Origin of the sequence: Halomonas sp. A40-4, assembly GCF_015767635.1 — a bacterium.
Taxonomy (GTDB): domain Bacteria; phylum Pseudomonadota; class Gammaproteobacteria; order Pseudomonadales; family Halomonadaceae; genus Vreelandella; species Vreelandella janggokensis.
The window spans coordinates 487236-511455 of record NZ_CP065230.1 but is presented as its reverse complement, the minus strand read 5'-3'; the positions used below and the strand labels follow the sequence as shown (position 1 = coordinate 511455).

The following is a 24220-nucleotide window of genomic DNA, read 5'->3' as shown; positions in this document are numbered from 1 at the left end:
CTACGCCTACAACGACGCCAGCACGGCGTTCTGGATACTCATGAACCCTGATCTCGACGCCCTGCATCCGTATCCGTTCGAAAAGCTCGCGGCGCTCAAGGCGGACCTGACCCCGCCCGAATCGCTTGCGCACATCCCGCTGACTATCGGCGAACCCCAGCATGCGCCCTACCCTGGGGCACTGGCCGCACTGGTGGCGCATCAGGCTGAGATGGCCCGTTACCCAGCCACCAACGGGCTGCCCGCCCTGCGCGAGACTATTGCCGCCTGGGCCTGCCAGCGTTTCGCGCTAGCAGACCTCGATATCGAGCGTCAGGTCCTGCCGGTCAACGGCACGCGCGAAGCCATTTTTGCCTTCGTTCAAGCCGCCCTTGACCGGAGCCGCCCGTCCAAAGTGGCGGTGCCCAATCCCTTCTACCAGATCTATGAAGGCGCCGCTCTGCTTGCCGGCGGGGAACCACTGTATCTCGACTGCACCGCCGACAACGGCTTTCGTCCGGATTTCTCCGCCGTAAGCGCCGACACCTGGCGTGATGTGCAAATCGTCTTTATCTGCTCGCCGGGTAACCCCACCGGCGCGGTCACGCCCCTCGCCGACTTCAAGCAACTGATTGCGCTCGCTGATGAACACGATTTCATCATTGCCTCCGATGAGTGTTACTCGGAGCTCTACCTCGACGAAGCTGCACCGCCGCCTGGGCTCCTGCAAGCCTGCGCCGAGCTGGGCCGCGATGATTATCGGCGCTGCGTGGTGTTTCACTCGCTCTCCAAGCGCTCCAATTTGCCAGGGCTACGTTCAGGGTTTATCGCAGGCGATGCTGACCTGATAATGCCCTTCAAGCGCTATCGCACCTACCACGGCTGCGCCATGTCACTGCCCATGCAGCACGCTTCCATTGCCGCCTGGCAGGATGAAAACCACGTATTCGCCAATCGCGAGGCTTATCGTGAAAAGTTTGGCGCCGTGACAGAGCTACTCGCCCCGGTAATGGATTTCCCCACGCCCGAGGCGAGTTTTTACCTGTGGCCCGCCGTGCCTGGTGGCGACGATATCGCTTTTACCCAGCGGCTATTTGTCGAGCAGCATGTCAGCGTGCTGCCCGGTAGTTTGATGGGCCGTCCCGGGCGCGAAGGCCGTAATCCAGGAAGTGGTCGACTACGCTTGGCATTGGTGGCAGAGCTTGCCCCCACGCTTGAAGCCGCCGAGCGGCTACGCCAACTTATCGAGCGCGGCTAACGCAAACGTTGACGGCATGACGACATTGTAGGAGGTCATACATGCTAACGCTTTATATCATCAGCAACTGCGACACCTGCCGCAAAGCGGCCAAGGCACTGGACGAAAAGGGCATTCCCTTTAAAACCTACGACCTGCGCAAGGACGGTCTGTCAGCACCACTGCTGGAGCATATCCTGCACCGCGTCCCGTTGGTCAAGGCGATCAACAAGCAAAGCAAAACCTGGCGCGAGCTATCGGATGAAGAAAAAGATTTTGATGCCAACTCGGGCCGCGAGCTGCTCTTGAAACACCCCACATTGTTAAAGCGCCCTCTACTGGAAGTCGACGACGAAACCATCCTGGTCGGCTACAAAGATGGCGACTACGACAAACTTTAAGACGAAACACTGACCTAAAGGAACGCAGTTATGCTGAGCTTTGCGCTTGGAATCGGCACCCAAAATACCCAGGGCGACTGGCTGGAAATCTACTACCCGGCACCGCTGATCAACCCACCGGAAAGCCTGGTGAGTGCTGCCAAGGACGTTGTCGACGCGCCCCAGGGTAATGCGGCCATCAGCTTCCTGCCGGAAGACTGCACGCGCCTGGCCAAGGCCCTTCAGGAAGCGGGCCATCCCGAACAGGCGGAGCTTGCTGAATCTTTCGCGTCCAGCCAGCGCCCCCTGGTCGCCATGTTCCTGGAAACCGACCAGCCGCCGCAAACCGCACCTGAGGTCTACCTCAAGCTGCACCTGCTCTCCCATCGCCTGGTAAAACCCCACGGACTGGATCTGACCGGCATGTTCGGTCTGCTGCGCAACATTGCCTGGACCAACGAAGGCCCGATCGACATTGAAGAGCTTGCCGCCCGCCGCCTCAAGGCACGCCTGGCAGGCCGTGCACTGTCGGTGGACTGCGTCGACAAATTCCCCAAGATGACCGACTACGTCGTTCCCCAAGGCATCCGCATTGGCGACACCGCTCGGGTCCGTCTGGGCGCCTATCTGGGCGAAGGCACAACGGTCATGCACGAAGGCTTCGTCAACTTCAACGCGGGCACCGAAGGTCCCGGCATGGTCGAGGGACGTATTGCGGCAGGGGTCATGGTGGGCAAGGGCTCCGACCTGGGCGGCGGTTGCTCCACCATGGGCACGCTTTCCGGCGGCGGCAATATGGTAATCAAAGTTGGCGAGGGCTGCCTGATCGGCGCCAACGCGGGCATCGGCATTCCGCTTGGCGACCGCTGCACTGTCGAAGCGGGCCTGTACATTACCGCAGGGGCGAAAGTGACGCTGCTGGATGATCAGGGCCAGGAGGTCAACACCGTCGCCGCACGCGAGCTGGCAGGCCAGGACGATCTGTTGCTGCGCCGTCACTCACAAAGCGGCCGTATTGAGTGCCTGACCAATAAAAGCGCCATCGCACTCAACGAGGCGCTGCATGCCCATAACTGAGCCAGAAGGTTTATCACCGACGCTGCAGCTGGCGTTTGACCTGCTCAGCCGGGCATCGGTGACGCCAGATGACGAGGGCTGCCAGGACCTGATGATCGAGCGCCTCGTGGCGCTCGGCTTTCATATCGAGCAACTGCCGTTTGGCGATGTAAAGAATTTCTGGGCCGTGCGCGGCCATCATGGCCCGGTGCTGGCTTTTGCTGGCCACACCGATGTGGTGCCCAGCGGGCCTCATACCAATTGGGAGTATCCCCCCTTCACTCCCTGCATCAACGACGAGGGCATGCTGTGCGGGCGTGGTGCTTCCGACATGAAAGGCAGCCTCGCGGCAATGCTCACGGCTGTCGAGCGGTTTGTGACCGCGCACCCCGATCACGATGGCCGTATTGCTTTTCTGATCACCTCCGATGAAGAGGGCCCCGCCGTCGACGGTACTCGCGCGGTGGTCGAGCATTTGCGCGAGCGCAATGAACGCCTCGACTACTGCATCGTCGGTGAGCCTTCCTCCACGTCACGCCTGGGGGATGCGATCAAAAACGGCCGACGCGGCTCTCTGGGAGGCGTGCTGCATATAAAAGGGGTGCAGGGCCACGTGGCTTACCCGCACCTGGCGTGCAACCCGATCCACCAGGCAATGCCTGCGCTGGATGCACTCGTCAACGAACACTGGGATGCGGGCAATGATTTTTTCCCGGCTACCAGCTTTCAGGTTTCCAACTTTCGTGCGGGGACGGGCGCCACCAACGTGATTCCCGGTGAGGTCGAAGTCGTCTTCAACTTCCGCTACTCAACGGAAGTCACCCATGAAACCCTCAAGGCACGCAGCGAAGCGATCCTGGATCAGCACGGCCTTGAGTACCACATTGACTGGATGCTCAACGGCGAGCCGTTCTTGACCGCCGAAGGCGAGCTGGTCGATGCCACCATGCGCGGCGTTGAAGCCATCACTGGCGAGCGTCCCGCGCTATCCACCAGCGGGGGCACCTCGGATGGACGTTTTATCGCCACCCTGGGCGCCCAGGTGGTCGAACTGGGGCCGCTCAACGACACGATCCACAAGATCGATGAACGCGTGCGTGCAAACGACCTGGACGACTTAAGCCGGATCTACGAAGCCACCCTGCAAGCGCTGTTCATCGCCGACAAGGTACGCGCATAATGGAATCTTACCCGGATATTGAGATTTACCTTGCCGATGTCGTCCATCCGGCGCTAAACGAATGGCTCGCCGACGCTCTGGAGGCACCGCCGCTTGCATCGGCAGGTAAAGGCAAATGGCGCACTCAGGGCAGCTACCAGGGGCACGTCGTCCCCGTGTTATTGGTGGAAAAAGCCGCCGACGGCTTTGCCAGCCTATGGCTGGACAGCAGCCATAGCCCCTGGCAGACCGACCAGGAAGCCGCACAGCACGCGGCTGAAGCCTTGCAGACCGAAATTCGCTGCTCGCTGGGCGGCTGGCATCCCGGTGATGACCCCGATCGTTTTTGGCAGGTGCTACCCGACGGCCGCGAAGGGCCCATACAATGGCCCGATTCAGGTCGCTAACCGATCAACCTAAAGAACTTGACCCCGCCGAGGCGGGGTCAAGAGATCATGCTAGCCAATAACACCCTGGCTGATGACTACTCGATAATACTCACATCGTCAGCCTGCAAACCACGCTCATTTTTAATCACGTGGTAGCGCACAATCTGGCCTTCCGCGAGCATGCGCGGACCACGACCACGAATTGCCCGAAAATGGACAAACACATCGTCGCCGTTATCGCGGGTAATAAAGCCGTAACCTTTATTGGTATTAAACCATTTCACCTCACCCTCTTCGCGGCCGTCGTTAGGGTCGATGAGATCCTCATCATCGTCCGCCGCCGGGGCTTGAGACTGACGCGGTGCTGGCTTGGAACGAACGGCCACATCAGGCGACACCACGACAGGCGGTGCGAGCGCAGCGGTTGCCAAGGTGGCAATGCAAAGCACAATGAAACTTCCGATGGCAACGGCAATATAGATGCCGCCAGCGCCTGTCACGGCAAGCTCGGCCAGCCACTGCTCAGCCAGGGGTGCGTCGGTTAAATGAACAATCCCCGCCAGCAATAGCGGCGTGGGGGCGGCAAGTAAAATACTGATCAAGATACTGCGAAACACAACTTTTGGGTTCATGGATAAAAAAAGCTCTCTTGTTGTATGGGTAACAGAAGAAGGACAATACTCAATTCAACGGGTTTTGACGACCCAATGTATCGAGCTACTACACAAGGTTGCAATGTTACCATGACATCTACGTTATCGCCCGCTGAGCTCACTCAACAGCTTGAATCTTTAGAAAGCCGCCTGGCCTATCAAGAACACTGGCTCGATACCCTGGATCAAGCCGTCGCCCAACAGGAACGCCGACTAGCGACACTGGAGCAACTCAGTGCGCTGATGCACGAACGGATTCGCGAACAGCACCAGGCACGCCATATGGATGACGCCCCCGATGCCAGCCGACCCGAGGACGACATACCGCCCCACTACTGATGAATGATAATGCCCCAACAGCGACCTATCGATTCACCGCGTCTGCGGGGTCAACACTTTCCAGATCAAACGCCTCAGCCACCGCCGCGTAGGTCACCTGTCCATTGTGGACGTTAAGCCCTGGCAAGAAGTGCCGGTTATCGCGTAACGCCTGTTGCCATCCTTTATCGGCCAACGCCAGCACGAATGGCAGCGTGGCATTGGTCAGCCCCAGCGTGGAGGTCCGCGCCACCGCCCCCGGCATGTTGGCAACGCAGTAATGGACAATGCCATCGACGATATAGGTCGGCTCGGCATGGGTAGTGGGTCGGCTGGTTTCGAAACAACCGCCCTGATCGATCGCCACATCCACCAGCACGCTACCGGGCTGCATATCCGCCAGCATGGCACGGGTAATCAGCTTAGGTGCCGCTGCCCCCGGGATGAGTACCGCACCGATGATCATATCAGCCGTTTTGGCGGCTTCATCGAGCGCATCCGCCGTTGAGTAGACGGTTTTGATCCGGCCTTGATAGCGGTCGTCCAGCACTTCCAGGCGATCAATGGATTTGTCCAGAATGGTGACGTCTGCGCCTAACCCCAGGGCCATACGCGCGGCGTTTTCACCGACCACACCGCCACCGATGACGGTCACTTTCCCTGGCGCCACTCCCGGCACGCCCGGCAACAGCACGCCCGCACCCCCCTGGGCTTTTTCAAGACTATGGGCGCCCGCCTGCACGGCCATGCGTCCCGCCACCGTGCTCATCGGCGCGAGCAACGGCAAGCCGCCCTTGGCGTCGGTAACCGTTTCATAAGCGATGCAGGTCGCGCCGCTTTCCATCAACCCCTTGGTGAGGGTCTTCTCGGCAGCCAGATGCAGGTAGGTAAACAGGGTATGCTGTGGCGTCAGCCGTGCGACTTCTTCTGCCTGAGGCTCCTTCACTTTCAAAATCAGCTCGGCGTTTTGCCAAAGCATCGCGACATCCGCCTCGACGCTTGCCCCCGCTGCTTCGTAGTCGCGGTCATGAAAACCGGCACCTTCACCCGCGCCCGCTTGAACCGTTACCTGATGACCCCGCCCGGTCAATTCGCGCGCGCCAGTGGGCGTCAAGGCCACCCGGTATTCATGGTTTTTGATCTCTTTAGGGACAGCGATGCGCATAGTTGGCTCCTCGTGATTGAGCGAGAAATTCGTCAATATTGATGCCATTACAGCACAGCTTTTACTCGCCTCCATCCCCCGGCATATAAAACAAAAAAAACGCCGGTTAAGGCGTTTATCAGGAGAAAAATCTAGCGGCTAGCGGCTTTTGGCAAAAAAATCATCGTTATTCAACAACCACCGCATCACCGTAAAGTCGCCGATACTCGTCGGGCAGACGCATGGGCCGCCCGCTGGATAGCGCCACGCAGGCAAAGCGGGTACGGGCCCTGAGCAAGGTTTTAGAGTCGTGCTTGCGCTTCAACTGGAAGCGACGGGTCAAGCTAAAGCGTCCGTCACAGGCCACGATCCAGGTCGCCAACTGAAGCCGGTCACCCTCATAGCTTGGCGCCAGGTAGTCCAACTCGTGGCGGTGCACGACCATGGCGCGGTCAAGCTCTCGGTAGCGCTCGAGCGTAAGCCCCAGCGCTTCTGAATGCGCCCAGCTGATTTGCTCAACCCAGCGCAGGTATTCACTGTTGTTGACGTGCCGGTAGGCGTCGATGGCCTCATCCGTCACGTCGATCTCCATCACAAAAGGCTCGGGTAGCGCCCACTCCATTGTCTTGGCTCCTTCACCGGTTGCTTGACGACCTAGTCGCGGAACACGCGCACGCCCAGCGCCTTCAGGTAGGACGTCTCGGGGATCGCCGGATGTACCGGGTGGTCCGGCCCCTGGTGACCCTGGAAGATCACCTGAGCGTGGCGGTCCTGATGGCGCGCCGCGCCGCGTACCACATCTACCAGACGCTCCGGCGCCAGGTGCATGGAGCAAGACGCCGACATCAGCAAGCCGTCACGCCCCAGCAAGCGCATTGCTTCGCGGTTCAGACGGTTGTAGGCACGTTCGCCATTGGGGATATCCTTGCGTTTCTTGATAAACGCGGGCGGATCCAGAATTACCACGTCGAATTGTTCGCCGTCGGCTTTAAGCGCCGCCAGCGCCTCGAACGCATCGCCTTCACCAATGGCGACCTGTTCCTGTAAGCCGTTGAGTTCGGCGTTGCGGGCCACTTGCTCAAGCGCAGGGCCAGATGAATCGACACACAATACCTCAGAGGCACCGCTGGCGGCAGCCTGCACCCCCCAACCGCCGACATAGCTGAATACGTCCAGCACCCGCTTACCGGCAACCTGAGTATTGAGCCAGGAACGGTTGACCCGATGATCGAAGAACCAGCCGGTTTTCTGACCATCGATGACCGGCACCACAAAACGCACGCCGTTCTCTTCCAGCACGACTTCGTCGGGCAATGTGCCCTTGACCACTTCCACCTGGGCATCCAGGCCTTCCTGGCGACGCCCGCCGGTGTCATTGCGGAACACAATCGCGCTGGGCTTGAGGACTTTCTCCAGGGCATCGACGATTTCTTCGGCCAGCGTCTGCATACCCGCAGTGTTCAATTGCACCACCACCACATCGCCGAAGCGGTCGATCACCAGCCCCGGCAACAGGTCACCTTCCCCGTGAACCAGACGGTAAAACGGTTGTTCAAACAGGCGCTGACGCAAGGCAAGCGCCTGGTTAAAGCGATGCACGAACAACGAACGATCCAGGCGCATCTCGGGATCACGTGACATCACCCGCGCCGCAATCAGCGAATGCGGGTTCACATAGGCGACCCCGAGGGTTCTACCGTTGGATGCCTCGACCAGGGCAGCTTCACCCGCGGTAAAGTTCTTCAGCGGGGTTTCCTTGATATCGACTTCGTTGGAATAGATCCACAGGTGACCCGCTTTGAGGCGGCGGTCAGCGTTTTTATTCAGGCGCAGGCGTTGGGTCACAACAATCTCCAAAACAGCTTTGGCTTCAAAAGCTCGGTTTCTAACACCAGTATTCAGGCAGCAGGGCTTAAAACGTGGGCTCAAACCTGGGCTTAAAAATTTAGAAAAACAAAAAAGTGTGGCGCCCCGATTAGCGCTGGCAGCCAGGGCAGAACACGCTGGCTCGCTGGCCAAGCGTAATACGGCGCAGCTCCACCCCACAGCGCATGCAGGGTTGACCGTGCCGACCATAAACATTCAGCCGCTGAGCAAAATAGCCAGGCTCGCCCTGGCCGCTGACGAAATCACGCAGCGTGGTACCGCCCTGGATAATGGCAGCCGCCAGCACTTCCTTCACGGCAGCCGCCAACTTCTCGTAACGGGCCAGAGAAATACGCCCTGCCGCCCGCCGGGGATCAATCCCCGCCATGAATAACGCTTCAGCGGCGTAGATGTTGCCAGCACCGACGACCACACGGTTATCCATCAAAAAGGGCTTTACGGATACCCGCTTATTGCGTGAGATGCGATACAGCCATCGCCCGTTAAAGGCATCATCCAGAGGCTCGGGGCCCAGATGCATCAGGCGCCTGTCAGCGCTGCCGTCTCCCTGCTGCCAATCGACAAAGCCAAACCGCCGCGGATCATGGTAGCGCAACACATCGCCGCTTTGGGTCACCACATCCACGTGATCATGCTTTTTAGGCAAGTCACCCACACGCGCAATCCGCAAGCTGCCCGACATCCCCAAATGCCACAGCAGCGTCGCCTCTCCCTCAGCGGTAGCCAGTGGAACCTGGAGGTACTTGGCTCGGCGTGCCAACTCACCGATACGAGACCCCACGAGCCGTTCGGCGAAATCGTCCGGTACCGGCACGCGCAAACGGGGCTGGCGCACCAATACCTCGGTGATTTCCTGACCTTCCAGATAAGGTGCAATACCCCGCCGAGTGGTTTCAACTTCGGGCAGCTCGGGCATGATGAGAGCCTTTGATGACAGAGTGGTGACGATCGTTGACGCTTGCGGTGTTCACGCTTGCATGCGCTGAACACCCAGGCATGCAAAAACCCGGCTTGGGGCCGGGTTTTTGACAGGCGCTCGCCTGCAGTGAAAGCCAGTCATCGTAACCGTAGTTACTTGATTTTGGCTTCCTTGTACATGACGTGCTTACGGACCACCGGGTCGTATTTCTTGAATTCGAACTTGTCCGGGGTATTCCGCTTGTTTTTATCAGTGGTGTAGAAGTGGCCTGTACCGGCACTGGACACCAGCTTGATCTTATCGCGCATGGTTTAACTCTCCCAATTTTTGGCCAAGAATGGTTAGCCAAACAAATAGCTTAGATGGCGTCGCCGCGCTTGCGGATATCGGCCAGAACCGTCTCGATGCCTTTCTTGTCAATGATGCGCATACCCTTGGAGGAAACGCGCAGCTTGACGAAGCGGCTTTCAGCTTCAACCCAAAAACGATGGGTGTGCAGGTTCGGCAAGAAACGACGACGTGTCTTGCGCTGGGAGTGTGAAACGTTGTTACCAGTTACCGGACGCTTGCCGGTAACCTGACATACTTTGGACATGAGAGCCTCCAACCGCTTGGCCAGGATATAATAACCTGAGTGTTCAAAACTGTCGGGCAAACCGGAGCAGGGAAGGAGTCGACGTATTTAACCGCCAAGCTTTAACCAAATCCGTTATTCAACCCAAGTTTAAAGGTGGCACTTTATACCAGAGCACCTGGCGATCAGCAAGAAAAACCGTTGCAGAAGGGCGAAAAAACCGCTTTTTGCTCATTTTACTTACGTTAATCACTGATTACCGGGCCAGCACCGCTATAGCCAGCCGCGCTCGGCAAATGACACCACGTCTCCGTCCCCCACCACGAAATGATCCAGCACCCGCACGTCAAACAGGGCGAGCGCTTCTTTCAGGCGATCTGTAATGCGTCGATCAGCATCGCTGGGCTCAGCAACCCCCGAAGGATGGTTGTGGGCCAGGATAACAGCGCCAGCGTTGTGCACCAGGGCACGCTTGGCAACTTCGCGGGGATAAACGGATGCGCTGTCTAGGGTACCGCGAAACAGGGATTCATAGCGAATAATTCGGTGCTGTGTATCCAAAAAAAGCACCGCAAATTCTTCGTGGCCCAAATGGCGCAGCTGTGCACTCAAATAATGGCGCACCAGGGTGGGCGATGTCAGCGCTTCACCGCGGGCAAGCTGGGAAGCCAGATGCCGCCTTGAAAGCTCAAGCGTCGCTTGCAACTGAGCGAACTTGGCACTACCCAGCCCGCGCGCGTTACAAAAGCTATCCTGGTCGGCCTCCAGCAGTTGACGCAGGCCACCAAAACTAGCAAGCAGATCTCGCGCCAGGTCGACCGCTGAACGCCCCTGAACGCCGACACGCAGAAAAATAGCCAGCAGCTCGGCATCGGATAGCGCTTGCGCGCCCAGATTCAATAGCTTTTCTCTTGGCCGCTCGCCTTCCGGCCAGTGGTTAATGCCCATCATCGCCTCCCTGCGCGGTGTTTCACCTGTCCCTATGCGTGAATGCAGCATGCCAAATTGTGCGGACGAATGGTATGGTAAGCCTCCTAAAGAACGCTCAATATGGATCCTCTGCCATGACGTCCGTGACTTCGACCACAATGCCAATTGCTAACGGTAAGCGCGTGCTGCTGGGCATCAGTGCCGGTATCGCCGCATATAAAAGCGCGCTGATCGTGCGACTGTTGAAACAGGCGGGCTGCGAGGTTCGCGTCGTCATGACCGATGGTGCCCAGGCATTCATTACCCCGCTGACGCTACAGGCGCTGTCGGGTGAACCGGTAAGAACCTCGCTGCTCGACCCTGAAGCCGAGGCGGGCATGGGCCACATTGAGCTTGCCCGTTGGGCCGATGTCTTGTTGATTGCCCCGGCGACCGCTGACCTTATTGCTCGTCTGGTCCATGGCATGGCCGATGACCTGCTGACCACGCTCTGCCTGGCCTCGGAGGCGCCCAGGTTGATCGCTCCGGCCATGAACCAGGCCATGTGGCGCCACCCCGCCACCCAGCGCAACGTGGAACGGCTCGCTTGCGATGGCTGGCAGTTGATAGGCCCTGCCGCTGGCGACCAGGCCTGCGGCGACGTTGGCCCAGGCCGCATGAGCGAACCCGAAACGGTTGTTGACGCGCTATTGCGCCAGTTTTCGCCCCTGAGCAGCGCGACGCCGAAAGCGTCAGCGCCGCATGTCGTGATTACTGCAGGCCCCACCCGGGAAGCCCTCGACCCGGTGCGCTACCTCTCCAATCACAGCTCGGGAAAGATGGGCTACGCCCTGGCCGCCGCGGCCGCCGCTCAGGGTGCCAGGGTCACGTTGATCAGCGGCCCGGTGACGCTGGCAACGCCTGCAGGCGTCACACGCATTGACGTTGAAACCGCCGAGCAGATGCACCAGGAATCGCTGCAACTGGCCCCTAAGGCAGCGCTGTTTATCGGCTGTGCCGCCGTCGCTGATTACCGCGCGGCAAGTGCCGCCGAGCATAAGCTGAAAAAGACCGATGACAGCGACAATTTGACGCTGACCCTGATCAAAAACCCCGACATTATTGCCTCGGTGGCAGCACTTCCACCTGCCAGTCGCCCTGTGGTGGTCGGCTTTGCCGCCGAAACCCAGGACGTTGAACGCTATGCAGCGGACAAGCTGACCCGCAAGCGCCTCGACATGATCGTCGCCAACGACGTTAGCCAGCAAGGCATGGGCTTTGGCAGCGACGACAACGCGGCGCTTCTGCTATGGCGCTCCCCCCAGGGTATCGAGCGTCGGATGGAAGTCCCCCAGCCCAAAACACAGTTAGCGGAGCGCGTGATCCAACAAGCCCTGACGCTACTCCCCTCGCCTAACGGAGCAACCTTATGAGCCCCCGTCCTCGCCTGCAGTGCAAAATGCTGGATGAACGACTGCGTGACTATTTACCCCATTATGCGACCAACGGGTCAGCGGGCATGGATCTACGTGCGCTGCTTGACGAGCCGCTTACCCTGAACCCGGGCGACACCCAGCTCGTACGAACGGGCCTGGCGATCTATATTGAAGACCCCGGCCTTGCCGGCATGATTTTGCCGCGCTCCGGTTTGGGGCATAAGCACGGCATCGTGCTGGGCAATCTGGTGGGGTTGATCGATGCCGACTACCAGGGCGAGTTGATGATTTCCGTTTGGAATCGAGGGCAAAGCGCTTTCACGATTGCCCCCTTTGAGCGATTGGCACAGTACGTGCTTGTTCCGGTGGTACAGGCTGAACTTGATCTGGTCGATCAATTTAGCGATTCCACCCGCGGCAGCGGCGGCTTCGGCAGCACTGGCCGTCATTAATCGGCACTGGCCATTTTCGTAAGGATATTCCCATGACGACACCCGCAATTCCTGCTTCGATTTTTCGCGCTTACGACATCCGCGGCATTGTCGACGACACCCTTACCGAAGACACAGTGGAATGGATTGGCCGCGCTATCGGCTCTGAAGCCGCCGCACGGGGCGAGTCCACCGTGGTAGTGGCCCGCGATGGCAGGCTCTCGGGCCCTCGTCTACAGACCGCGTTAATGCGCGGCCTGAACGCGGCCGGGCGTGACGTGATTGATATCGGCATGGTGCCCACCCCGGTCCTGTATTTCGCCACCCATATTCTCGACGGCACCCGCTCGGGCGTCATGGTCACCGGCAGCCATAACCCACCCGATTACAATGGCTTTAAAATCGTGCTCGACGGCGAGACGCTCTCCGGCGACGCCATCACCGCGCTTTATGAGCGTCTCGAGTCGGGCGCACTGGAAAGTGGGAGCGGCAGCATCCGCCAAGAGGACGTGCGCGACATTTATATGCAGCGCATCCTCGATGATGTTAGCGTCAGCCGCCCCCTCAAGGCAGTGGTCGACTGCGGCAACGGCGTGGCGGGCGAGCTTGGCCCGCAATTGATCGAGCGCCTGGGCGTTGAAACGATACCACTGTTTGACGAGATAGATGGCACCTTCCCGAACCACCACCCTGACCCCGGCAAGCCCGAAAACCTCAAGGACCTGATTCGCACGGTCCAGGAAACGAACGCCGATATCGGTCTGGCCTTCGACGGCGATGGCGACCGGCTTGGCGTGATTACCCCAAGCGGCCGGTTGATCTACCCGGACCATCTGCTAATGGCGTTCGCCACTGACATGCTAAGCCGCAACCCTGGTGCCAAGGTGATTTTTGACGTCAAATGCACCGGCAACCTGACCCAGGTGATCAGTGACGCAGGCGGCGAACCGGAAATGTGGCGTACAGGCCACTCGCTGATCAAGGCACGCATGAAAGAAACCGGCGCCCAGCTGGCCGGTGAAATGAGCGGTCATATTTTCTTCAAGGAGCGTTGGTACGGCTTTGACGACGGTATTTATGCCGCCGCACGACTTGTCGAGATTCTGGCCAACTACCCAGGCGATGCCGATGCCTATTTTGATAGCTTCCCCCAGGACATCGGCACACCGGAAATCAACATTGCCGTCACCGACAGCAACAAATTCACCCTGGTGGATAAACTTGCTCGGGAGGGCGACTTCGGCGATGGTATTAAGACCACGCTGGATGGCATTCGGGTCGACTACCCGGACGGCTGGGGTCTTTGCCGTGCCTCAAACACCACGCCCGTGTTAGTACTACGTTTTGAAGGAAAAAACGAGGCAGCCTTGACGCGTATTAAAGCGCAGTTTGCCAACGCACTGAAAGGCGTCGACCCCGCCTTGACGCTACCCCAGGTTTGACCTGGAACGCCATCATGCTGCGGGACCGAGCCCAATAGAAGGCACGGCCCGACATGAGCGTCACAGTGCGCTGAATACCCATAAGTTAGCCACATCATTTTCAAGGGACAACGTCATGAGTTCAGCCAGTCGCGACCCCCAGGTCGTTGTGGAGGTGCTTTCCGAAGCCCTCCCCTATATTCAGCAGTTTTCCGGCAAAACGGTGGTCGTCAAATATGGCGGCAACGCAATGACGGAAACCACCCTGATCGACTCCTTTGCCCGCAACATCGTGTTAATGAAGGAAGTGGGCATCAATCCGGTGGTCGTTCATGGCGGCGGCCCCCAGATTGGCGACTTGCTGGCCAAACTCAATATCGAATCGCGCTTCGTCAACGGCATGCGCGTCACCGACTCGCAGACCATGGACGTGGTGGAAATGGTGCTCGGCGGGCTCGTCAACAAGAGCATCGTCAACCTCATCAACCAGAGTGGTGGCAAGGCGATTGGCCTGACCGGCAAGGACGGCGCGCAGATTCGTGCCCGCCAGTTGAAGGTCGAGCATCAAAGTCCTGAAATGACCGCCCCGGAAATCATCGATATTGGTCATGTGGGCGAAGTCGAGTCGATCTCCACCGACTTGATTGAAATGCTCGCAAAGCGCGACTTCATCCCTGTGATAGCGCCGATTGGCGTGGACGGCGAAGGTCACAGCTACAACATCAACGCGGATCTGGTGGCCGGCAAGATTGCCGAGGCTCTCAACGCCGAAAAGCTCATGCTGCTGACCAACGTGGCAGGCCTGATGAATGCCAAGAGCGAGGTACTCACCGGCTTGACCACGGCTCAAGTTGACGCCCTGATTGCCGATGGGACTATTCATGGTGGCATGCTGCCTAAAATTCAGTGCGCATTGGATGCAGTGAAAGGCGGCGTCAACAGTGCTCACATCATCGATGGCCGCGTACCGCATGCCGTGCTGTTGGAGATCTTCACCAACGCCGGGGTCGGCACGCTGATCACCGACACTCACTAACCGCGACGGAGAGCAACATCATGAGCGATGAACGCAAGCCTCGCCGCCGCGAGCAGATCCTTCAGGCCCTTGCCCTGATGCTTGAAGAAGACAGTGGCAAGCGGATCACCACTGCGGCACTAGCCCGCCAGGTAGGCGTCTCGGAAGCCGCTCTGTATCGCCACTTCCCGAGCAAGGCGCGCATGTTCGAAGGGCTGATCGATTTTATCGAAGAAAGCATCTTTGCCCGCATTACCCGGATCATGGACGAGGTCCCCGACGCCACTAACCGCTGTGGCACTATCTTGTCACTGGTACTCGGTTTTGCCGAGAAGAACCCGGGCCTTGCACGCGTCATGGGTGGCGACGTATTGACCGGCGAAACTGCGCGCCTACGGCATCGGATCCACCAGCTGTTCGAACGGCTGGAAGCCCAGTTCAAGCAAATCCTCCGCGAAGCCGAACTGCGTGAAGGGCGTCGCCCGAGCATCCCCGCCTCGGCGGCGGCGAACCTGCTGATCGCCCACGCCGAGGGGCGTATCTCCCAGTATGTACGCAGCGATTTCAAACGTTTGCCCACGGACTACTGGGATGATCAGTGGATCCTGCTGTCGGGCCAGCTGCTGCGCGAAGCGGTGCAGCCCGCTTAGCGGCAAATCGGGCAGGCTACAGTTCAGTCCTCCATAAAAAACGGCACCCCTTGGGGTGCCGTTTTTATTAGGTCGAACCTGCTCGCTTACTTAAGCCGCGATGGCATCGCCCATTTTCTGGCGCAACTTCTTCATGGCATTTTTTTCGAGCTGGCGAATACGTTCGGCGCTAACGCCGTACACGTCGGCCAGGTCGTGTAACGTCGCCTTGTCCTCGACCAGCCAGCGACGCTGGAGAATATCCCGAGAACGCTCATCCAGCTCTTCAAGCGCCAGCTGTAGACGGCGCGTCGAGTCTTCCTCGAAATCGCTGTCTTCAAGCTGCGTTGCCGGATCAGCCGCCATGTCATCCAGGAAGTTGACCGGCGCCTGGTAGGCGCTGTCTTCATCGTCGCTTGGCGAGGCATCGAAACCGGCATCGTAGGACGACAGCCGTCCTTCCATATCACGCACAACGCCAGGTTTGACATTAAGGTCTTTGGCGATGGCGTCGACTTCATCATTATTGAGCCAGGCCAGGCGTTTCTTCGCGCTGCGCAGGTTGAAAAACAGCTTGCGTTGCGCCTTGGTGGTCGCAATTTTGACAATACGCCAGTTACGCAGCACAAACTCGTGGATCTCGGCCTTGATCCAGTGCACCGCAAATGAAACCAGGCGAACGCCCTGATTGGGGTCAAAGCGCTTGACGGCTTTCATCAGACCCACGTTGCCTTCCTGAATCAAGTCGGCTTGCGCCAGGCCATACCCCGAATAACTACGGGCGATGTGCACAACAAAGCGCAAATGCGATAGTACCAAGCGTCGCGCTGCTTCCAGGTCGCCTTCATCGTGCAGGCGGAACGCAAGCTCACGCTCTTCTTCGGCACTCAGAACCGCAATGCCGTTGACCGCTTTGATATAGCCGCCCAGGTCATTGCCTGGTGATAGCTGTCCCACCGGTAGAAGACTAGTGCTCATGTGCAGGTGGTCTCCCTTGTAACCCTTACGTGGTTAGTGTGTCTCTATGACCTTGCCGTGTAGACAAGGTTCCCTCGCCGTCGCCTGATGAGCAACGCGGGCCGTTCAGCGCGGACGGATACTGGCAAGATGCCGGGACACGGCAAGCCATGCGCCCAGCCAGCCAAGTAGTGTACTGCAAGATAGCAAAATTGTGGAGCCTGTGAAGTCCAATCGGGGCAACGAAAAGCTGGCGCCGTAACTTTCCGCCAAGGCGGCCACCGGCATTGATAACCAGTGGTTACCCAACGACAGAAGCCCCAGTGCCAGTACACCGCCACCAACGCCGTACCAGGCGCCGCTGTAAAGGAAGGGACGCCTGACAAACGCATGGGTCGCGCCTATCAGCATCACCACTTCAATTTCACGGCGCCGGCTCTCCACCGATAGCCGGATGGTATTGCCCACTACCAACAAAACCCCGAGGCCAAACAGGACCCCCAGTGCGAGCGCAACGCGCGTTCCCAACGCCGCCAAGTGGCGCAGGCGCTCCACCCAGGCCAGATCGAGGCGCACTTCGTCGACACCCGTCATGTCGCCTAACCGCTCAGCCAGTGTCTGCATAAGTTCAGGATCAACGCTACCCGGGCGCACCACGATACTGTGCGGCAGAGGGTTATCATCAAGCCCCGATAGCGCATCCTCAACGCCCAGCGATTGCTGAAAATCAGCCATGCCCTGCTCAGCACTGACATACCGAGTGCTATGCACATCGTCATCAGCGCTGACGGCCTGCTCGATGCGTTCGGCCTCTGGCGTCTCAACGCCGGTTTCAAGGTAAACGGTGAGGGTGGCGCTTTCGTCCAGCTCAGCATCCAGCAGCCGGGCACTGTCCAGGGTTAACCACAGCGCGGCGGGGAGCACCAGCGCGATGGCGATTGCCAGCATGGTCAGTAAATTGCCCAGCGGGTAGCGAATCAGTCGCTGGAGGCTGTCGAGCGCCATTGCCCGGTGGTGCCTACCCCAGGCGCGCAGGCGGCTAGAACGGCGCGGCTGCTGAGATCGCGCGCCCTGTTTTTGAGGGCGCTGGGCTTCCTTGGTCGCCGCACGGGGACGCCCCGAGCGAGGCGCGGCGCCTTTGGGTTTGATACCGGTGGGTCGTTTCATGCGGCCCCCTCGTCCGCTACCAGACGGCCATCGCGCAGGCGTATGATCCGATGCTGCAATCCCGCGATCAACGCCAGATCGTGACTGGCAATCATGACGGTCGTACCAATCCGGTTAAAGTCTTCAAACAATCCCATGATGTCAGCGGACAGTTGGGGGTCCAGGTTGCCCGTCGGCTCATCGGCGAGCAGCAGGGCCGGCTTGTTGACGACGGCGCGGGCAATACCCACGCGCTGCTGCTCACCGCCGGAAAGCTCAATGGGTAACGCTTTCTCACGGTGCAACAGCCCGACTTTATCCAGGGCTGCACGCACGCGACGGGCCGACTCGCGGGGTTCGATGCCCTGGATATCCAGGGGTAGCGAGACGTTGTGAAACACGCTGCGGTCAAACAGTAACTGGTGATCCTGGAAGACCACACCAATCTGGCGCCGGTAAAACGGCACCTGGCTGGCATGCAACTGGGCAATATCGTGCCCTGCCACCACCACGCGCCCCCGACTCGGCTTCTCTAGGCGCATGACCAAGCGCAACAGCGAACTCTTGCCCGCGCCGGAGTGGCCGGTAAGAAACACCATCTCGCCCCGCGCTACGCGAAAGTTAAGGTGCGATAGCGCCTCGAAGCGCCCTCCGTAGCGTTTACCCACATGCTCAAAGGCGATCATGGGTTGGCATCGTCTCCCTGGCGGTCAAACAGCGCGTTGACAAAGTCTTTCGATTCGAAGGGCCGCAGATCATCCAGCCCTTCGCCGACACCGATAAAGCGGATCGGCGTATTGAGCTGCTTCGCCAGGGCGAAAATAATCCCGCCCTTGGCGGTGCCGTCCAGCTTGGTCAGCGTAATACCGCTGACCGGCACGGCCTCGTTGAAGGTACTGGCCTGGGAAATGGCGTTTTGCCCGGTGCCCGCATCCAGCACCAGCATCACTTCGTGAGGCGCAGACTCATCGATCTTTTTCATCACCCGGTGGACTTTTTTCAGCTCTTCCATCAGGTGGCCCTTGTTGTGCAGACGACCTGCCGTATCCGCGATCAACACATCAACACCGCGCGACTTGGCCGCCGCCACCGCGTCATAAATCACCGAGGCACTGTCGGCCCCTGTGTGCTGGGCAATGACCGGTACGCTATTGCGCTCTCCCCATACCTTGAGCTGCTCCACGGCGGCGGCACGGAAGGTGTCCCCGGCCGCCAGCATGACGCTTTTGCCTTCACGCTGAAAACGCTGGGTAAGTTTACCGATCGTGGTGGTCTTGCCCACACCGTTGACGCCAACGACCAATATCACGAAGGGACCGTCGCTGGCTTTTTCAAAGCTCAGCGGTATGGTGACCGGCTCAAGCATGGCCGCCAGCTCTTCCTGCAGACCACGGTAAAGGGCCTCGGGATCCTTCAGCTCTTTGCGCGAGACCCGGGCTTCAAGCCGCTCGATAATCTCGCTGGTCGCTTCAATGCCCACGTCGGCCATCAGCAACTGGGTTTCAAGATCTTCTAGCAGCTCGTCGTCGATCTGCTTTTTGCCCAGGAACAGATCGGCAATGCCGTCGGTCAGGTTCGCGCGGGTTTTGCCGAGGCCTGACTTGATACGCGACAGCCAGCCTTTTTTCCCGCCTTTGTCAGCAGACGGTTTCTCCTGCAGCGCCGGTTTTTCAACTGACGCAGGCTCTGGCTCTGGCTCTGGCTCTGGCTCTGGCTCTGGCTCTGGCTCTGGCTCTGGCTCTGGCTCTGGCTCTGGCTCTGGCTCTGGCTCTGGCTCTGGCTCTGGCTCTGGCTCTGGCTCTGGCTCTGGCTCTGGCTCTGGCTCTGGCTCTGGCTCTGGCTCTGGCTCTGGCTCTGGCTCTGGCTCTGGCTCTGGCTCTGGCTCTGGCTCTGGCTCTGGCTCTGGCACAGAGTCAGGCGCAGACGGACGCTCGTCAACGTCGACTTCCTCGCGGCGGGCATGTTCGGGTGCCTGATCATCGTCTTTCGGCTCATCAGTCGCCTGCTCCTGGGAGGGGTCGACCTGAGACTCGTCCTGCGCTTCCTGCTGGGAATCCTGCTTTTGTTTACGCTTAAAAAAACCAAACATGGATGTCATCCGACTGAAAAAGGTAAAGAATGGGATTATCCTACCACCGCCAACCAAGACTTTGGATAACTAGCCCGCTACAATCCGCGTTATGACTCGAAACCGCTCCACTCGCCCACCCTCGTCGCGCCGTTCGGCTGCCAAGCCGCTGGGTAAGCTACGCATTATCGGCGGTGATTTCCGCCGCCGCCAACTGCCGGTCCTCGACAAGCCAGGCCTGCGGCCCACCCCGGACCGCGTGCGTGAAACGCTGTTCAACTGGCTTGGCCAGGCGCTTTACGGAAAAAAGGTACTCGACCTTTTCGCCGGCACCGGCGCGCTTGGGATTGAAGCCATCTCACGCGGGGCGGCCCAGGTCACCTTCGTCGAAAGTGACCGCCAGGTGGCCGCCCACATTACCCGCAACCTTGAAACACTCAAAACCCACCAAGGTGATGTCGTTGTTAGGGATGCCCAGGCCTTTCTCATGCAACCGGCCCAGTATTTCGATATCGTCTTTCTGGATCCACCGTTTTATCAGGGCTGGGTAGCCGAGTGCTGCGCTACCCTTGAAGCTGGCCATTGGCTCGCACCGGAGGCCATGGTTTACCTGGAGACCGAGCGCGACCTGATACCGGACGTACCCACGCACTGGGTGCTGCACCGCGAGACCCAGGCGGGGGAAAGCACCGCCAGGCTATATCAACGCCGCGCCCCATAATCAGCGCTTGCGGCTTTGCAGTTCGGGCGTTACGCTCGCCCCATTATTTTTAACCGTTTGTTTTACAGGCAAGCATGTCGCTTGTTTTGATCTGGAGGTGGGCATGAGCCTAGAGTTATTCAATCAGCTTGAGCAGCGCGTTACCGATACCGTCGAGGCGCTGGAAATGATGAAGCTGGAAAACGAGACACTACGTAATGAAAACACCCAGCTCAAGCAGGAACACGAAGAATGGGAGCGTCGCCTGAGCGCCCTGCTGACTAAATTTGATGACGACCCATCCTGAGGCAATATCAGCCCTGAGCAGAGCGTGACATCAACAGCGCACTCTCACGCCCGGCAGCCCCTTCGGCTGCCGGGTAGTAGTCTCGCCGATAGCCGTCCTGCTGAAAGCCAGCGCCTTGATACAGCCGAATCGCCGCTGCGTTGCTTTCACGCACTTCCAGCAGCACCCGCTCACTTTGCCAGCGAGCGGCGACGGCGAATACGGCCTTGAGCAACTGACCGCCGATGCCGTGCCCACGCTGCTCCGGCAGCACACCAATGGCTTGCAGTTCGGCGTCGAAGGGTAATCGGGCCAGCAGCGCGTAGCCTGTCAACTGGCTTTCCTGCCAGTCGCCCAGCACGCAGGCCGTATCCGCCACCAAGGCCTCCCTAAGCAACGCGATACTGACGCCACTCAGGGCGCGCGTTTCAAGCGCTGCCAGTAACTGGAAGTCACGTTGACTCAGCTCAGTGATCATCTCGATCCGGTACCGGCCAATCTTGCGCCAGAGCATGCAACGCAGGCCATAAGTTGCGCTTGGCATCGGCACTGTGCAGCAGCGTGGCCAACGACGGTGCCTGCCATACCGGCAGCTCCAGCGTGCGGCTTTGCTGGTTATCAACGTCGAGCACCTTGGCAAGCGAGGCGCTATCCGGGTCGGTGGCGTCAGCCCCCCACAAAAGAATTTTTTCCAGTTGCCATTGTTGGCGGATGGCCGCCCCGCTGATAAACGCATTCACCCCCTCGCGCGCTTCTTCGAGGGGGTCTTCTGGTTCAAAGGCGTTGGCCATGGGCGGCCACTTGAAGAACATCACCTCCGGCAGCGACCCACCGGCAAGCCCCACCGCCTGGCATATATTGGCGAGCAGGCGCTGCTCAGAAGCATCGATCTCACCCGCATGGATGCTTAGCCAGCGCCTGCCGATACACACACACGACACGCCAAACTGCAGCGGTTCCTTGGCCACCGGCGCTTCGCTGGGCGTGGGTACGGCGGCGGGGGCTGCTGCTTCTGGCTTACTGAGAGGGGCCTGGTGCTCTTCCAACAGGGCACGCACGGCCGCCGGCGATGCCGTCACTTCGTCTGAGGCGGTCTGCGCTTCCGCAGGCGCCGAGCGAGGCGCGGGCACATCATCCAAAAGGGCCTGAAGACGCTCGCGCGGCGGCGTGGGCGTTGCAGGGGTGTCATCCCACTCACAGGTTTCCGTGGGCCGCGCGTTAGGCAACTGATAGCGCGATGCCCAAGCGGTAATCCCCATCGCCTCGAGGTAATGTCGGCGGACAACCTCTGGGGTCACTGCCCGCCCCCTCGGCAGTTGGGCGAGTCAGGGCGCTGACCGCCGCGCACTTCCCATTCATGAGGGGTATACAGGTGAAGGGCTAGCGCGTGCACCGGGCCGGATAGCTCGTCGGCCAGCAGCGCATAGATTTTCTGGTGGCGCTTGACGGGCATCAGGCCGTCGAAGGTGTCGCTCACCAACGTCACCTTGAAATGCGTTTCAGAATTCGCGGGGACGTTGTGCATATGGCTTTCATTTTCTACCTGCAGCACGTCGGGCGCTAGCGCCGCTAACTTCTGCTCTATCTGTGCCTGCAGCGTCATGGAGGCTCTCCTTAGGTCGGAAACCCTTCCATTGTACGCGCTTACTGGCCGCCAGACGATGCCCGACGCGCAACCAGCGCTCGCCGCGCCAGCGACACCCGCGAAAGGCTCGCCAGCAGCGCCAACAATGTGGTGGCAGCCCCCAGCCATAACGTGACCTGCACGGGAGCACCCAGTGCCAGCGCAGCGCCCACCAGCGCAACCCCCACCGACTGCCCCACCGTTCGCGTGGTACTCATCACACCCGATACATTGGCGCTGCGTTCGGGCGGCAGGCTACTCATCATTTCGCGGTTATTGGGCGGCTGGAAGAGGCCAAATCCGATGCCGCACAGCGCCGTACGCCATAAACTGCCCGTCACACCGGTCGATTCATCGACGAATGCCAGGGCAATCAGGCCGACAATCAACAGCACCAGCCCCGTGCTGGAAAGCAGGCTGGGGTTAATTCGGTCGGCCAGCCGCCCGGCTAGTGGCCCGACGACCATGATGGCCAGCGGCCAGGGGGTGAATAGCCAGGCCGTTTCCAGCGGTGTAAAGCCCATCTGCTCCTGGTAGAAAAACGAAAGCGCGACGAATGTCAGCCCCTGACCGATAAATGCCAGCCCCGAGGCCGACACGGCCAGCGTGAAGCGCTTTTCTGCAAACACGCTTAGCGGTAATAACGGATAGGGAGCGCGCCGCTGGCGGGCAATAAACAAGCCACCGGCGATCACCGCTAGCAGGCCCCAACCCGCACTCTGCCACAGAGGAGCCGCGTGACCCACGGCATCCATGGCCAGGAAAAAGCTCGCCAGCATCAACATCGAGAGCAGCGCGCCCAGGATATCGAAACTCCCCTGGCGCGGTGTTTCCCTGGGCAGCGCTCGGCTTGCCAGCCACAATGAACACACCCCCAGTGGCACATTCAGCGCGAACAGCCAGGGCCAGTCGGCAAACGACAAGATCACACCGCTTAGGGTGGGGCCCGCGGCATAGCCACCGGCCACCACCAGGGCGCTCAACCCAAGCGCACTTCCCAGCAACCGCGACGGAAAAATCGCCCGATAAAGCGATGGGCCAATGGACAGCGTCGCCGCCGCTCCCAGGCCCTGCAGCGCACGAAACACCAGCAGCGTTTCCAGGCTCCGCGACAGGGCGGCCCCCAGCGCGGCGATGACAAAGGTTGTCAAGCCAAACAGGTACAGCCGCCGACGCGTCACCAGTTCGCTGATACCGGCAAACACCAGCAGAAAAGCCGCACAGACCACCTGGAACACATTGGTGATCCACACCGATCGGGAGGCTGACACATCAAGGTCTGCCGCAATGGTCGGCAGGGCCAGGTTGATCATGGTGGTATCGACAACCGCCATCAAGGTACCGGTCACCAATGCCAGGACAGCCAAGGCGCGCTCGCCCCCTGGCAGGCCATCGTCACCGGGTCGGGTTTCAAACAGTCGCATGGTGTTCCGTTCCTGAACAGCCCTTTGGAAACAACAAAACCGGCCAAAAGCCGGTTTTACAAGAAACTTGAATAACAATCACAGCGCACTAATCAAGTTCGTTATCAAGCAGCAAGGCGTCATCAACATCGGATATTTCCAGGGCCGTGTCGTCGTCAAGATCGATGGCGAGGTAGCTATGCTCGATGCGCAGGAAGGTTTGAAACAGCGACCAGTCAAGCGTGTCGGGCCACTGGCGTTCGTCCTCTTCCCAGGCACGCAGTTCGGTTTCCAGAATTTCCGAGTAGCGTTCACGAACAAAGGCTTCGAGCGCCTCGGGCGTATCCATCTCGGGGATCAGATACACCGTGCTTTCACGTTCGACGTCGTCCAGGGTCAGGTCGTCGTCTCCCATGGTGGGTTCGAGCGCATTGATCCAGTCCACAAAGGGCTGGGTCGGCCTGACGCTCAGAGCGGAGCGATTTAGCAGTTTCATGGGA

Annotated in this window: 30 protein-coding genes; 13 read left to right on the top strand and 17 right to left on the bottom strand. The window is 59.6% G+C overall.

The window, feature by feature from the left end:
• The first annotated feature begins 40 nt into the window (after positions 1-40).
• The 5 genes from dapC to IT895_RS02475 are packed head-to-tail and all read left to right on the top strand — an operon-like array spanning position 41 to position 4218.
• Entirely contained in the window at positions 41-1237 is a 1197-nt protein-coding gene (gene dapC, locus IT895_RS02495; RefSeq protein ID WP_199285389.1) for a succinyldiaminopimelate transaminase, read from the top strand.
• 41 nt (positions 1238-1278) lie between these two features.
• Positions 1279-1617, top strand: a complete 339-nt coding sequence (locus IT895_RS02490; protein ID WP_085918334.1) for a Spx/MgsR family RNA polymerase-binding regulatory protein — start codon at positions 1279-1281, stop codon at positions 1615-1617.
• Positions 1618-1647: 30 nt separating this feature from the next.
• A complete protein-coding gene (gene dapD, locus IT895_RS02485; RefSeq protein WP_085918333.1) occupies positions 1648-2673 on the top strand; it encodes a 2,3,4,5-tetrahydropyridine-2,6-dicarboxylate N-succinyltransferase in 1026 nt (341 codons plus the stop codon).
• A complete protein-coding gene (dapE, locus tag IT895_RS02480; RefSeq protein WP_085918332.1) occupies positions 2660-3832 on the top strand; it encodes a succinyl-diaminopimelate desuccinylase in 1173 nt (390 codons plus the stop codon). Before dapD ends, dapE begins: the two co-directional genes overlap by 14 nt.
• Complete coding sequence (locus IT895_RS02475) at positions 3832-4218, top strand: hypothetical protein (protein ID WP_176243655.1); 387 nt, start codon at positions 3832-3834, stop codon at positions 4216-4218. Before dapE ends, IT895_RS02475 begins: the two co-directional genes overlap by 1 nt.
• Positions 4219-4295: 77 nt before the next feature.
• Here the strand turns inward: IT895_RS02475 and IT895_RS19545 are convergent, their stop codons facing one another.
• On the bottom strand, positions 4296-4832 hold the full coding sequence (locus tag IT895_RS19545) for a cold-shock protein (RefSeq protein ID WP_085918330.1): 537 nt from the start codon (positions 4830-4832) through the stop codon (positions 4296-4298).
• Between the two features lie 111 nt (positions 4833-4943).
• On the opposite strand from IT895_RS19545, the gene IT895_RS02465 reads away from it, so the two are divergent.
• Positions 4944-5192 carry a SlyX family protein gene (locus tag IT895_RS02465; protein ID WP_199284590.1) on the top strand — a complete coding sequence of 83 codons (249 nt, stop codon included), beginning with the start codon at positions 4944-4946 and terminating at the stop codon, positions 5190-5192.
• A 25-nt stretch (positions 5193-5217) separates the two neighbouring features.
• Here IT895_RS02465 and ald read toward each other — a convergent pair whose 3' ends face one another.
• The 7 genes from ald to radC all read right to left on the bottom strand — a co-directional run bounded on the left by ald (position 5218) and on the right by radC (position 10643).
• On the bottom strand, positions 5218-6336 hold the full coding sequence (ald, locus tag IT895_RS02460) for an alanine dehydrogenase (protein ID WP_199284589.1): 1119 nt from the start codon (positions 6334-6336) through the stop codon (positions 5218-5220).
• 166 nt (positions 6337-6502) lie between these two features.
• Positions 6503-6937, bottom strand: coding sequence for an acyl-CoA thioesterase (locus tag IT895_RS02455; RefSeq protein ID WP_085918327.1), 435 nt, complete (start codon positions 6935-6937; stop codon positions 6503-6505).
• A gap of 32 nt (positions 6938-6969) precedes the next feature.
• Entirely contained in the window at positions 6970-8160 is a 1191-nt protein-coding gene (locus IT895_RS02450; RefSeq protein WP_085918326.1) for a class I SAM-dependent rRNA methyltransferase, read from the bottom strand.
• A gap of 130 nt (positions 8161-8290) precedes the next feature.
• Complete coding sequence (mutM, locus tag IT895_RS02445; protein ID WP_085918325.1) at positions 8291-9118, bottom strand: bifunctional DNA-formamidopyrimidine glycosylase/DNA-(apurinic or apyrimidinic site) lyase; 828 nt, start codon at positions 9116-9118, stop codon at positions 8291-8293.
• 155 nt (positions 9119-9273) lie between these two features.
• Entirely contained in the window at positions 9274-9429 is a 156-nt protein-coding gene (gene rpmG / locus IT895_RS02440; protein WP_027337782.1) for a 50S ribosomal protein L33, read from the bottom strand.
• 50 nt (positions 9430-9479) lie between these two features.
• Entirely contained in the window at positions 9480-9716 is a 237-nt protein-coding gene (gene rpmB, locus IT895_RS02435) for a 50S ribosomal protein L28 (protein ID WP_066319413.1), read from the bottom strand.
• Between the two features lie 252 nt (positions 9717-9968).
• Positions 9969-10643, bottom strand: coding sequence for a RadC family protein (gene radC, locus IT895_RS02430; protein ID WP_085918324.1), 675 nt, complete (start codon positions 10641-10643; stop codon positions 9969-9971).
• A 116-nt stretch (positions 10644-10759) separates the two neighbouring features.
• On the opposite strand from radC, the gene coaBC reads away from it, so the two are divergent.
• From coaBC to slmA, 5 genes are all read left to right on the top strand, one after another.
• Positions 10760-12037, top strand: coding sequence for a bifunctional phosphopantothenoylcysteine decarboxylase/phosphopantothenate--cysteine ligase CoaBC (gene coaBC / locus IT895_RS02425; RefSeq protein WP_085918323.1), 1278 nt, complete (start codon positions 10760-10762; stop codon positions 12035-12037).
• A complete protein-coding gene (dut, locus tag IT895_RS02420; RefSeq protein WP_085918322.1) occupies positions 12034-12492 on the top strand; it encodes a dUTP diphosphatase in 459 nt (152 codons plus the stop codon). The genes coaBC and dut overlap by 4 nt, the downstream gene beginning before the upstream one ends.
• 32 nt (positions 12493-12524) lie before the next feature.
• Entirely contained in the window at positions 12525-13913 is a 1389-nt protein-coding gene (locus tag IT895_RS02415; RefSeq protein WP_085918321.1) for a phosphomannomutase/phosphoglucomutase, read from the top strand.
• A 115-nt stretch (positions 13914-14028) separates the two neighbouring features.
• Positions 14029-14928 (top strand): acetylglutamate kinase, encoded by a 900-nt coding sequence (gene argB, locus IT895_RS02410; protein WP_085918320.1) that lies wholly within the window; start codon positions 14029-14031, stop codon positions 14926-14928.
• 20 nt (positions 14929-14948) lie between these two features.
• Entirely contained in the window at positions 14949-15557 is a 609-nt protein-coding gene (gene slmA, locus IT895_RS02405) for a nucleoid occlusion factor SlmA (protein ID WP_085918319.1), read from the top strand.
• Positions 15558-15647: 90 nt separating this feature from the next.
• Here slmA and rpoH read toward each other — a convergent pair whose 3' ends face one another.
• From rpoH to ftsY, 4 genes are all read right to left on the bottom strand, one after another.
• Positions 15648-16514: an RNA polymerase sigma factor RpoH gene (gene rpoH / locus IT895_RS02400; protein ID WP_199284588.1), complete on the bottom strand. Its 867-nt coding sequence runs from the start codon at positions 16512-16514 to the stop codon at positions 15648-15650.
• A gap of 105 nt (positions 16515-16619) precedes the next feature.
• Positions 16620-17660 carry a permease-like cell division protein FtsX gene (gene ftsX / locus IT895_RS02395; RefSeq protein WP_085918317.1) on the bottom strand — a complete coding sequence of 347 codons (1041 nt, stop codon included), beginning with the start codon at positions 17658-17660 and terminating at the stop codon, positions 16620-16622.
• Complete coding sequence (gene ftsE, locus IT895_RS02390; protein WP_085918316.1) at positions 17657-18325, bottom strand: cell division ATP-binding protein FtsE; 669 nt, start codon at positions 18323-18325, stop codon at positions 17657-17659. The genes ftsX and ftsE overlap by 4 nt, the downstream gene beginning before the upstream one ends.
• Positions 18322-19728 (bottom strand): signal recognition particle-docking protein FtsY, encoded by a 1407-nt coding sequence (gene ftsY / locus IT895_RS02385; protein ID WP_199284587.1) that lies wholly within the window; start codon positions 19726-19728, stop codon positions 18322-18324. The genes ftsE and ftsY overlap by 4 nt, the downstream gene beginning before the upstream one ends.
• Before the next feature lie 91 nt (positions 19729-19819).
• On the opposite strand from ftsY, the gene rsmD reads away from it, so the two are divergent.
• Together rsmD and zapB are read left to right on the top strand one after the other, a co-directional pair.
• On the top strand, positions 19820-20428 hold the full coding sequence (gene rsmD / locus IT895_RS02380) for a 16S rRNA (guanine(966)-N(2))-methyltransferase RsmD (protein ID WP_199284586.1): 609 nt from the start codon (positions 19820-19822) through the stop codon (positions 20426-20428).
• A 103-nt stretch (positions 20429-20531) separates the two neighbouring features.
• On the top strand, positions 20532-20714 hold the full coding sequence (zapB, locus tag IT895_RS02375) for a cell division protein ZapB (RefSeq protein WP_085918314.1): 183 nt from the start codon (positions 20532-20534) through the stop codon (positions 20712-20714).
• Between the two features lie 7 nt (positions 20715-20721).
• On the opposite strand, the gene rimI is transcribed toward zapB, so the two are convergent.
• From rimI to IT895_RS02350, 5 genes are all read right to left on the bottom strand, one after another.
• On the bottom strand, positions 20722-21171 hold the full coding sequence (gene rimI / locus IT895_RS02370) for a ribosomal protein S18-alanine N-acetyltransferase (RefSeq protein WP_085918313.1): 450 nt from the start codon (positions 21169-21171) through the stop codon (positions 20722-20724).
• Positions 21161-21991 carry a hypothetical protein gene (locus IT895_RS02365; RefSeq protein WP_085918312.1) on the bottom strand — a complete coding sequence of 277 codons (831 nt, stop codon included), beginning with the start codon at positions 21989-21991 and terminating at the stop codon, positions 21161-21163. Before IT895_RS02365 ends, rimI begins: the two co-directional genes overlap by 11 nt.
• The gene (locus IT895_RS02360; protein WP_085918311.1) at positions 21988-22296 is read right to left on the bottom strand and encodes a BolA family protein; all 309 of its coding nucleotides are present in this window, start codon (positions 22294-22296) and stop codon (positions 21988-21990) included. The genes IT895_RS02365 and IT895_RS02360 overlap by 4 nt, the downstream gene beginning before the upstream one ends.
• 41 nt (positions 22297-22337) lie before the next feature.
• Positions 22338-23741, bottom strand: coding sequence for an MFS transporter (locus IT895_RS02355; RefSeq protein WP_199284585.1), 1404 nt, complete (start codon positions 23739-23741; stop codon positions 22338-22340).
• A gap of 88 nt (positions 23742-23829) precedes the next feature.
• Positions 23830-24216 carry a hypothetical protein gene (locus IT895_RS02350; RefSeq protein ID WP_199284584.1) on the bottom strand — a complete coding sequence of 129 codons (387 nt, stop codon included), beginning with the start codon at positions 24214-24216 and terminating at the stop codon, positions 23830-23832.
• Between the last annotated feature and the right edge of the window lie 4 nt (positions 24217-24220).